Source organism: Planctomycetaceae bacterium, from assembly GCA_041398785.1.
Taxonomy (GTDB): domain Bacteria; phylum Planctomycetota; class Planctomycetia; order Planctomycetales; family Planctomycetaceae; genus JAWKUA01.
This window is the reverse complement of record JAWKUA010000002.1, coordinates 40,386-51,811: the sequence shown is the minus strand read 5'-3', so window position 1 is coordinate 51,811 and position 11,426 is coordinate 40,386. Positions and strand designations below refer to the sequence as shown.

Below are 11,426 nucleotides of genomic sequence, written 5' to 3'. Positions count from 1 at the left end.
ATGGGCCCAGTTAAACAGGTGACATCTATGTCCGAATCAGCTTTCTTTGGCTCAAGCCGCACTTTGTTCAGCCTGCTGATTTTCCTGGTTCCGATGATCTGCAGCGCGGATGATCCGAGCCGGCCCGCAAACCGCCTCGCAGCCGAATCCAGCCCGTATCTGCTGCTGCATGCCCACAACCCCGTGGACTGGTACCCGTGGGGGCCGGAAGCTCTGGAACGTGCAAAGCGCGAAGACAAGCCGATCTTCCTGTCGATCGGCTACAGCAGTTGCTACTGGTGCCATGTGATGGAACGCAAGGTGTTCTCGAATGAACGCATTGCGAAGTTCATGAACGAACACTTCGTCAACATCAAGGTGGACCGCGAGGAACGGCCGGATGTTGACGACATCTACATGACCGGATTGCTTGTGTATCAGCAACTTGCCGGAAACGGCGGTGGCGGCGGGTGGCCGCTGTCGCTGTTTCTGACTCCCGAAGGCGATCCGATTGCCGGAGCTACCTACCTGCCTCCTGAAGACACTCCGGACGGTCGCACGGGATTTCTGACGGCTGCCGGTCGAATTTCCGAACTCTGGGGAACGCGCCGGGCCGATCTGCAGCGGACCGCAAAACTGGTCTCAGGGGAAGTCAGACGACTGAGTCTGCCCGCCGCCGACGTGGAATCTGTGGCGCTGAATGACAAACTGGTTCAGACGGCCGTCAACGATATCACCAGCCTCTACGATCCCGAATGGGGCGGTGTCGATTTTGACGCACGGCAGCCGGATGGGGCGAGGTTTCCCAACGTGCCGCGGCTGCAACTGCTTCTGGACATCTATGAACAGACGGACGATCCGACGCTGCTGAAGATTGTGAACCATTCGCTGACCAGCATGGCTCGCGGCGGAATTCGCGATCACCTGGCGGGAGGATTTCATCGCTACAGCACCGATCGGCGATGGCACGTGCCTCACTTCGAAAAGATGCTCTACGACCAGGCACAGTTGCTGAGCGTGTATTCGCGAGCCGCCGCCGTCACCAACGATCCGCTGTTCCGGACAGTGTCGGTCGAGATCGCGGATTTCGTCCGGCGCGAAATGACGACTCCGCAGGGAGCGTTCAGTTCCGCTCTGGACGCGGAAACCAATGCGATCGAAGGGAAGTACTACGTCTGGACGAAGGAAGAAGTCACCGAAGCGCTCGGCGCGGAGGACGCCGGTCCGTTTTGTCGCGTGTACGGGATGAACGACTCGAACTCCTTCGAACACGGGTTCGTGTTGCATCTGCCGCAGGACATCGCCGCAGTAGCGAAGGAAATCGGGATACCGGCGGAGGAACTGGAAGCTCGGCTTCAAACCTGCAGGTCAAAACTCCTCGAATTGCGATCAAAGCGCGAACGCCCACTGCTGGATGACAAGGTTCTGACCGCGTGGAATGCAATGATGATCCAGTCCCTGGCGGAAAGCGGCCGGCTGCTGGATCGACACCAGGACATTGCCTCCGCCGCGTCCGCCGCTGACTTTCTGCTAAAGAACCTGCGGGACGACAATGGCCACCTGCAACGAACGTGGCGAGCGGGTGAAGCCAGATATCAGGCTTACCTGGATGACTACGCATTTCTGACCGCAGCCCTGCTGGAGTTGCATCGCGCCACTGGGGAAGCGCGCTGGCTGCAGGAAGCAACGGAACTCGCCGGACAGCAGGTCAGTCGCTTCTACGACGCCGACCTGCATCTCTTCTACTTTACGGCCAGCGATCACGAAAACCTGATCGCTCGCACGAGCCCTGTCTATGATTCTGTGTTCCCGTCGGGCAACAGCGTGACAATTCGCAACCTGCTGAAGCTGACTAATGCCGGAACGCTGACAGACGCCGAAGTCATCGCTGAATCCATGCTGCAGAGGTTCGCACCGATGATCGAAAAGTCGCCGGCGTCGACTGCGGGTCTGGCTGCAGCTTTGAATGACTGGCTGCGACATTCGGAAAAACAAGCCGCTGCGGAAGCATCCGCGCCGCAGATCTCCACGCGACCGGCAATCACGCCTCAGGCACGTCCTCTGGTTGCTGCACGTTATCGATTGGCTGTCGCGGAAGAGGGCGCTACCGGCCAAACACCGGCCGATGACCTGCCGGTCGCGGACGATGGAAACCACGACGAGACGATTGAACAGACCGCGTTTCGCCCGGTTCTTCCGGCGGTTCCGCAGATTGGCGGGTTCAACCGGGATGAAAAGCTCAAACCGCTGACCGTCAAGATTTACCCGATGTACGACAAGCTTCCGCGAGGCGAGAAGGTCCTGATTGCGCTTGAACTGCAGATCAAAGATGGCTGGCACATTAACTCCAACCCGTCGTCACCCGACTTTCTGAAGCCGACTCTCGTCAAGCTGACCACGAAGCAGAAGGTGAAGCTGACTCGAATCAAATACCCGAAGCACAAGGAGCTGGAAGTGATCGGGTCTGATGAGCCGTACCACGTGTACGACGGCCATGTGATCGTCTACGGACTGCTGGAGATCGATGCGGCCGAAACTGCGGAGAAGGCGGAATTGGAATTCGAAGTCGCGTTTCAGGCGTGCAACGAAAGAGAATGTCTGCCGCCGGATAAGGTTGTGATGAAGGGCAAACTGCCTCTGGCAAACCCCGGAGATCCGATCCGGAAGATCCATGCGGACAAGTTTCCGAAGCCGAAGAAGGACGGCGAAGGCGACGAAGAGAGCGAGAATCCCGACGGTGATCTGTCGGGTCCGTGAGCGGCCGGCTGCCAGGCAGTCAGCGAAGAGCCGCTAAGATCCGCTGGCCAGATCGGCTTCGTCGGCGCTCACCAGACCGTCGGCGTTCTTGTCGAGCTGTTCGAACATCGCACGAGTTCCCGGAAACTCGCGAGACGAAACGTCGCCGTCCTGATTGCGGTCCATGCGGCGAAACCATTCGGGACCATCCAGGCGGCTTGTTCCGGGCAGTACGGCATCGGTCGTGTTCATCATCATGTTTGTTGCTGAGGTCCGCAGCGACTGCGGCTGGCCCAGGCCGATCTGCAGAACGTACTGCGTGCCGAGTTCCGATTCCGCAAGCTGCCCGTCCTGATTCAGGTCGTATTCCAGCAGCGAAGCAAAGCCGTCCCGAAATTCGCGAGGTGTCAGGCGGCGGTCAACATTTCCGTCCAGCAGCTTAAACAGAGTCTTTCCGTCCTGGCGAACCGAAACTTCGATGTGGCTTTGCATAGCGATGGTGTCACGTTCGACGAACCCGCGCAGTTCGTCGCGAGTAATCATTCCATCGCTGTTGAAGTCCATGGCAGCGAAGTCAGCCGTAATCCCGGCCTGACTCAGCGGCCCCGCCAGTCCGCTGAATTCGGTCTCGTCAACGTAACTGCTCTTGTCAGCGTCGGCGACAGAAAAGTGCTGGCCCAGAAAACGCGTCAGGATCGAACGATTCTGAGCCGCGCCGCCGCGCGAACGGATTTCGATCGGCATGTCGTCAACCAGCATCGAGGCGCGGTCACGGCGTGACTGCTCTACTCGGCAGAATTCGGCGGCGGTCCCAACCGGCGAAATGCTGACACGACTGGCGCCGGACCGATCGGATAACAGGACGTCAACGGCCAGGTGAAACACCGGGGCCGTCAGAAATGCCCGGACTTCCGGTTCCGTCAGCATTCCGTCCGCGTCCGCATCGATTTCAGGAAGGGAGACCGGCGGCAAACGCAGACTGCTGACCGGCAGCCGTTCACCATCACCATATCGTTTCAACAGACGAGTCGCCGTTCGCGCGACGGCATCTTCGTCCGTCAGTTGGACGAACGGCAGATTGGCAACTTCCGGAACCACGGCGGCCTGCTGGTTGCGAGGATCCCGAAACGGCATCAGTTCTGAAACGCTGAAGGTCTCATCGTCGTCAAGATCCCGAAACCGCAGAGTGCGTGTTCCCTGTGCCAATTCGTCTTCTGCAATCCGTCCGTCGTCGTTCTGATCAATCAGGCCGGCCAGCCGCACGGCTTCCGCTGCCGAAACTGCCTCGGCAATCACATCAAAGCTGCGGCTGAGTCGCTCCGAGAACCACGACGAAAACTCCGCAGGACTCACGTCGTCCGCAGCGTCGACACCCGTGATCTGCTGCACGATCTGCGACGCGGACTGGATGTTGATCTGATCGCGGAGTCTCTGCGGAATGAGATCGATCTCCGTCGCCGAAAGTGAACCATCGCCGTTCGTATCCAGCTTTGTCGCCAGAAACTCCGCCAGCCAGGTGCGATACGCCCGGTCGTTGATGGAGATTCTGACATCGGCGATCACCGGACCGACTGGAGCCATGACGACCATCGTCGCCCGATCAGAATTCGAACCTTCGTCGTGGGATTCGTCAGCCGCTGCGAACGCGGAAGCGATTGTGACTGCGGCGAACACGCACGTACGGATCGGCGAGCGGCGCCACGTCCGTCCGCCATCGTGCCGCCGGACGGGGCGTGGTGAGTCGTCAATCGAGCCTGGAAATCTCTTCTGTCTCATGACCAGCGGTCTTCTGCGATTTGCCTCAAGGCGCTTCCATTCGTCATCATGACGGGCGTGCTGTACTGTGACCAGGATTTGCCGCGATTTTGTCTGCGAATTCAAGCCGAGGAGCGACCAGTTGGCCGACATCAAAAGTCCGCGGTTGATTTACCTGAAGGGACTGCTGTTCTTCGTCAGCGGCACTCTGGCTTCAGCGCTGCTGCTTTACGACCACCCGACGCTTCGAACCGCACTGCTGCTGCTGATCGCAATCTGGTGTTTCTGCCGATTCTATTATTTCGCATTCTACGTCATTCAGCACTATGTCGACGGAGACTTCCGCTTTGCCGGGCTGAGTTCGTTCGTCGCGCACGCCGTGCGCCAGCGGTTCGGGTGGAAAGATGAGAACAGAGGCGACTAAATGGAAGAACCAGTGAGTCCCGGCGACATGCCTGATTTGAGTGTTCATTCTGCACGAGTGAGAATTGCGCGACAGTTTGCCATTTCGACGGCGGTCGTTTCAGTCTTTGCAGCCGGTGCGGCAGTGATTTGGCACAATCGAAGTTGCGGTCGACTGGAACTTCCGAGTCCCTGGGAATACCGCAGCGAGGGTGTCGAATTCTTCAATGTGGAGGGTTTCGACCTTGAGGAGCAAGTGTTGAGACTTCGCCAATACGAAGCGCAGCCGGCTGATATTGATCGCAGCACCGGTACCACCTTTTTGCAGCACGCGTGTCGCATGGCCAGCAGAGATCGCCGAACGGCCCCGGTCTCATCCAAAGTCTCATTGCTCTGACACTTTAACCGGAAAGCTGCTGCCGATGTCGGCGATGACATGCGACGCTGGCATTCACCGTGACCATCGGCACAAATCTTCGAAGTCGCAGAAATAGAAAGAATGACTGGCATGGCAATCACGCAGCGCGCAGCTTTCCATCTTGCAACTTGCGTTCTTGTTGCGGTTCTTGGCGCGGTTCTGGCAACGGACTTTCCGGCAATGCCGGGATATCTGCCAAGAACGTCCGATGCCGAGGTTGAAGCGGTCAATAGGTCGTACATCAATTCAGTTCGCCGTGACGTCTGGTGGTTCCAGAGAATTGCGATTGGTTCAGCCGTCACGTCGTCGATCTGCAGTGGCTATTTGCTTCGTGCGAATGCTCCGTCGACCGACGTTGCTTACGTCTGTAAGTGCGTCTTTATGCTTGCCGCTGGCCACCTTCTTTGGGTTCAACCTGTCTGGGGTTTCCACAACGATTATTCGCTTGGTGTGTTTGCCTGGATCTTTGTCGGGGGCGAGGATGGCTTTGTTGTAATGCCAAACATCGTTGGCCTGCCGCTGACGGGATGCAGCTATTGGTTACTTGTAACCACGTTGCGAACAGGCATTGTGTGTCGGAAGTAATGGGGCAAGTCGCGCCATTTCCGGAGGTGACTCTTCGCCGTCTGCCGCATTCACTTCGCACAATCGAGATTGCGGTCGATTGGAATCGTCGAATCCGCCGCCGAGGTGACTCGGTTGTGCCAAGGGCTGCTGTCGCGCTGCTGGCTCAAGTCAAACGAATCGGTGTCGGATTCCCAACCGTCCCGTGTCGGGCCAATAAACAATCATTTTTCTCCATTATTCCCTTTCTTCCCGTCTTCTCTGCCTTCGTGGCCGTCGGTGACACTGGCATTGACTCAGATTGACGGTCGCAGCACGCTACGTCCTTCCCGTCTTATTTGCGCCATTTCCTCCGGCCGCGTTTGCCATTTCGGCTCGACTAATCCCACGCAATGTCCCGTGTTTTTCGTCTGAAACGACTGTTGAATGCAGTCGTGGCGGCCCTGATTGCGGTCGTCATGGGTGGGTGTACGACTACGCAATTTGTCGAATTGAGGGAAAAGCCTCGAAACCCGCTGGCCGAGCGACTGAACCTGACGGCTCTCGGTGGTCCGGCGCCGTCCGAGCGCACTCAGCGGTTTCTGGCGATGACTCACTACCGCGGCGGGCGCGACAATGTTCTGTTGCTGCAGCACGCAAAAAACCAGTTAGCCGGCAATGAACCTCATGAAGCGCTCCACGTTGCGGCGGAAGTCAGCTATCTGTCCGGTCAGGCGGCGGCGCTGACCGATCCGGCGCTTGCAATGGAACTGTATCTGGATTCGGCCTACTACGGCTGGCAATATCTGGACCTGCCGACGGAAGACGGCGGTCTCGTCGATCCAAATGCGATGCCTCACCGCGAAACGGTTGAGGTTTACAATACCAGCGTGGAAGAGTTCCTTCGTCTGGCTCGCCGCAGCGGCGACTACAGTCTGTTGCGCTCGATGCAGTTGCCCGTTTCGGGGCGACGCATCAGCTTTGAACTGCCCTTTCCGTCGGCATGGCTGAATGCGGATCAGCTTGACGGATTTGAGTTTGCCAGCGACTACGAACTGAAGAATCTTCGCAATCGGCACGTTTCTCCCGGTATCGGCGTTCCGATCATCGTCACGCGTCGGCGGCATAACGCAACGGACGGCCTGGAACGTTACTACAGCGACGGCATGAGATTCCCGGCGACGGTCGTGCTGACATTTGCCGAACCAGGATCGCGGTCGCGTGACCAGAAGGACGTGCGGCTGCAATTGTACGATCCTCGCGATACCGACGGCATCGTGATGCGGGACACACTGATTCCGATTGAAACGGATCTCAGCACCCCGCTGGCTCGAATGCTGACGAACCCGAAGCTGCGGCTGCTGGATACGTTCGCGCTGCTGCGGCCGGATCGAGCCAAGCATCTGCAGGGACTGTACATGGTGCAGCCGTATGATCCGGACCGTATTCCGGTGCTGATGGTTCACGGGGTCTGGTCGAGTCCGATGACGTGGATGGAAATGTTCAACGATCTGCAAAGCGATCCGCGGCTGCGCGAGAAGTATCAGTTCTGGTTTTACATGTATCCGACCGGCGAACCGATGACGTTTGCCGCTGCCGATTTGCGGGACGAACTTCGCGAACTGCGGCAGCGCTGCGATCCTTTCCAGTCGAACGACAGGCTGGACGAAATGGTGCTGGTCGGACACAGCATGGGCGGCATCATGTCGTATCTGATGACCGTCGACAGCGAAGACAAGCTGTGGAACGCGACCAGCCGGCTGTCCGTCGATGAGATTCAGACCGACGCGGAAACCCGCAGCGAAATTCGGCGCGTCTTCTTCTTTCAGTCCAACCGATCCATCGGCCGCATTGTGACGATTGCCAGCCCGTTTGCGGGTAGCGGCTACGCGAATTCGTTCACACGCTGGCTCAGCGGTTCGGTGATCTCGCTGCCGAACAGGACGTCCCGGCTGAGTGAGCTGATCTTTCGTCAAAACCACAGTGGGTTCTGGGACCGGATGTTTGCGCCGAAGACGAGTGTCGATTCCCTGGCGAAGGACTCTGCTGTGCTGCGGCTGGTGGGCAATACGACCGTGTCGCCCGAAGTCCGGCATCACAACATCGTGGGAATCGAAAAAGGCACATCGGCCGCCGACTGGACGGACGGCGTTGTGAAGTACACCAGCGCCCATCGGGACGACGCGGATTCGGAGATTCAGGTCCGGGCGGCTCACAGCGCCGTTCACCGCCACCCGGAGGCCATTTCGGAAGTTCGCCGAGTTCTGCTGGAACACCTGACGGACGCGGCACTGCGGCGATACCCGGTGGTTCCGGTCGGAGCTTCAACGCGGGCGTCGATGCCAGCGTTCCCGCCGGTCGTTGTGCCGTGATCCAGCGGCCTGGCGGCAGCAGTCGAACCCGCGGCCGGATGGGCATCAGCGAAGGATTCGAGGGACGGCCACCCGCGTAGCTTGCGAGCGATGTCGCGGGTCGTCAACATCCGCTGCTGATCGCTGCCACCTGCCGCCGAGTAATAATGACCCAGACGTTTCAACACGACTACGCATCGCTGAAGAGCAGGATCGACGGCGCGCTGGCGGAAATCGTCGTCGGTCGGGACTGGCCGAATTCGCTGGCCGAAGCCGTGAATTACAGTCTGCTGGCGAACGGAAAGCGGCTGCGTCCGGTGATGACGCTGATGGCCTCGCGGGCGTGCGGTGGACGTTTCGAAGAAGCGGTCCCCGCAGCGTGTGCCGTCGAAATGATCCACACATATTCGCTGATTCATGACGACCTGCCGGCCATGGACAACGACGATCTGCGGCGCGGCCGGCCGACGAGCCATGTCATTTTCGGGGAGGCTCTGGCGATTTTGGCCGGCGACGCGCTGTTGACTCTGGCGTTCGAAACCCTGGCTTCGGCCGACCTTTCCGCGGAAGTCCGGGCCGATTGCACAGTGGTCCTTGCACAAGCTGCCGGAGGTGCCGGGATGGCGGGCGGGCAGGTACTGGATCTGGAAGCCGAACGCGGGTGCCTGGCACCAGAATTCCCGAATTCTCCTGCCGGGGCCTGTGCGGAACCGGACGCGACTGCGGTTAAGCCTTCAGAAAGGGCGGCAAGTTCGCAGTCGCGGGAAGCCAGGTCGGAAGATCCCTCCAGCACTCCGGATTTGATTCACGTAGAACATCTGATGCAGATCCATAAAATGAAGACCGGTGCTCTGATTACGGCGGCTCTGGAACTGGGAGCTGCCGCATCAACAGCGGAAGCGGGTCAACGGGCCGGGCTGATTCGTTTCGGGCAGTGTATCGGTCTGGCATTTCAGATTACCGATGATCTGTTGGATGTCACCGGCAGCGACGCCAGTCTTGGAAAACAGCCTGGCAGGGATCAGGAACTCGGCAAATTGACGTATCCCTCACTGATCGGTGTCGAAGCCAGCAGGATCAAAGCAGCAGAACTCATCGACGAAGCGCACGGAGCGCTCGATATTTTCACGGACAGAGCCGAACCGCTGCGGCAGCTCGCGCGGTTCATCGTTGAAAGAGATCACTGATGGCATTTGAGATTCTCAGTCAGCTTCGCTCGCCTCGTGATCTGGCTTCTCTGGATGACTCGCAGTTGGATCAGCTTGCCGATGAGATTCGGGAAGCACTGCTGAGTATCGTTGCCGACCGTGCTGCTCACTTTGCCAGCAATCTTGGCGTTGTCGAACTATGCATCGCCCTGCACCGCGTGTTCGATTTTTCGAAGGACCGGCTGATCTGGGACACCGGGCATCAGATCTATCCGCACAAACTTATCACCGGCCGGTTCGCGGAATTCACCAGCATCCGCAGACGCGGCGGACTGATGGGCTACCCGAATCCACAGGAAAGCGACTACGACCTGTTCGTGACGGGACATGCCGGAGCCAGCGTTTCCACAGTGCTGGGCATGAAAGCCGCCGACGACCTGCTGTCTGAAGACAACCGCCGTTCGGTCGCTGTGATCGGCGACGGAGCCCTTCCTTCGGGCATCGTCTTCGAAGCGATGAACAATGCCGCCGGGCTGAATAAGGATCTGCTGGTCATCCTGAACGACAACAAGATGGGCATTTGTCCGCGTGTCGGCGGAGTTGCCAGTTACCTGGACAAAGCCCGGGTCGCTCCGTTCTACAACGGCCTGAAGCGGGATGTGTCGTGGCTGCTGAATAAGGTTCCCGTCGTCGGCGAGCCGATGGAACACATGCTGGGACAATTCCGCGACGCATTGAAGACCTTTCTGCACGGCGGCATGTTGTTTGAAGAAATGGGCTTTCGCTACATCGGCCCGGTCGACGGTCACGACATGCAGTCGCTGCAGCGGTACCTGACAATGGTCAAGGACGTCCGCGGGCCGGTCCTGCTGCACGTGTTTACCGAAAAGGGCCACGGCTTTGAGCCGGCGTGTGAGGACCCGGTCAGGTTTCATACTCCGGCGCCGTTCCAGCGCGACGAACACAACGAAATCGTTCCCGTCGAAAAAGACAAGAGCGTTGCGTACACCAACGTCGTGTCCGACGCGATTCATGCGGCCATGAGTCAGGACGAAAAAGTGTGCGTCCTGACAGCGGCCATGTGTGCCGGCAACAAGCTGGACAGGATTCGCAGCGAGTTCCCCGACCGCTTCTTCGATACCGGCATTTGCGAAAGTCACGCCGTCGCATTCGCCGCGGGAATGGCGAAATCCGGCATGAGACCCATCGTTGATATCTACAGCACCTTTCTGCAGCGCAGCTTCGATCAGATCTTTCAGGAAGTCGCTCTGCAGAACCTGCCGGTGACGTTCTGTATGGACCGCGCCGGCCTGTGCGGACCTGACGGACCGACTCACCACGGTGTCTTCGATAACAGCTACATGCGAGTGTTCCCGAACATGGTCGTGATGGCTCCCGGAGACCAGCGGGACGTTCAGCCGATGCTGGACTTCGCGCTGGGGCATCCATCGCCCGTGTCGATCCGATATCCGAAAGCCAATGTGGAATCCGTGGAACGCGACATCGCTGCGGTGGAACTGGGACGCAGCGAAGTGTTGTCGTGGGGCGACGACGGCAACATCCTGGCTCTGGGAACGCTGCTGCCGCGCGCGGTTGAGGCGGCGGAGCGACTGCGGGCTGAAGGACTGGACGTGGGCGTCGTCAACGCAAGGTTCGTCAAACCGATCGACGAAGAAGTCGTCAGCAAAGCGGTGAAATCCGGCTTCGTGATTACGATCGAAGAAAACGCGGTCGCCGGCGGGTTCGGCAGCGCTGTTCTGGAAACCGCCAATCGCCTGGGGGAACGGACCGACCGAATCCGCGTGTTGGGCATTCCTGACGAATTCATTGAACACGGCGACCGTGACGAACTGCTCGCCGAACTGGGACTCGACGCCGAAGGGATTGTGCAGGCCGCTCGCGCACTGTGCCCCGCCGAACGTCGTGCAGACCCGGCGGCGGTGTAGCGCGGCGGTTCGGCCAGCGCCAATGCGGGTCTGCCCGTACAATGGCCTTCCCAGGGCGGTCGAATTCGATACGACGGCCTCAGAGGGCCATCGTACAAATCGCGCTAATGCCGGAACTCGTCCCGCTCGGTCCGGCCTGCGAAAGTGC

Annotated in this window: 7 protein-coding genes; 6 read left to right on the top strand and 1 reads right to left on the bottom strand. The window is 59.2% G+C overall.

Features of this window, described 5'->3' with window-relative positions; all coding sequences use genetic code 11:
• The first annotated feature begins 27 nt into the window (after window positions 1-27).
• Window positions 28-2,736: a DUF255 domain-containing protein gene (locus tag R3C19_02390; GenBank protein ID MEZ6059189.1), complete on the top strand. Its 2,709-nt coding sequence runs from the start codon at window positions 28-30 to the stop codon at window positions 2,734-2,736.
• A 33-nt stretch (window positions 2,737-2,769) separates the two neighbouring features.
• Here R3C19_02390 and R3C19_02385 read toward each other — a convergent pair whose 3' ends face one another.
• A complete protein-coding gene (locus R3C19_02385; protein MEZ6059188.1) occupies window positions 2,770-4,296 on the bottom strand; it encodes a hypothetical protein in 1,527 nt (508 codons plus the stop codon).
• 316 nt (window positions 4,297-4,612) lie between these two features.
• Here R3C19_02385 and R3C19_02380 point away from each other — a divergent pair, with 316 nt between their 5' ends.
• The 5 genes from R3C19_02380 to dxs all read left to right on the top strand — a co-directional run bounded on the left by R3C19_02380 (window position 4,613) and on the right by dxs (window position 11,278).
• Complete coding sequence (locus R3C19_02380; protein ID MEZ6059187.1) at window positions 4,613-4,894, top strand: hypothetical protein; 282 nt, start codon at window positions 4,613-4,615, stop codon at window positions 4,892-4,894.
• 486 nt (window positions 4,895-5,380) lie between these two features.
• Window positions 5,381-5,875, top strand: coding sequence for a hypothetical protein (locus R3C19_02375; GenBank protein ID MEZ6059186.1), 495 nt, complete (start codon window positions 5,381-5,383; stop codon window positions 5,873-5,875).
• A 371-nt stretch (window positions 5,876-6,246) separates the two neighbouring features.
• A complete protein-coding gene (locus R3C19_02370; GenBank protein ID MEZ6059185.1) occupies window positions 6,247-8,205 on the top strand; it encodes an alpha/beta fold hydrolase in 1,959 nt (652 codons plus the stop codon).
• Window positions 8,206-8,351: 146 nt separating this feature from the next.
• Window positions 8,352-9,371: a polyprenyl synthetase family protein gene (locus tag R3C19_02365; protein MEZ6059184.1), complete on the top strand. Its 1,020-nt coding sequence runs from the start codon at window positions 8,352-8,354 to the stop codon at window positions 9,369-9,371.
• A complete protein-coding gene (gene dxs, locus R3C19_02360; GenBank protein MEZ6059183.1) occupies window positions 9,371-11,278 on the top strand; it encodes a 1-deoxy-D-xylulose-5-phosphate synthase in 1,908 nt (635 codons plus the stop codon). Before R3C19_02365 ends, dxs begins: the two co-directional genes overlap by 1 nt.
• Window positions 11,279-11,426 lie beyond the last annotated feature (148 nt).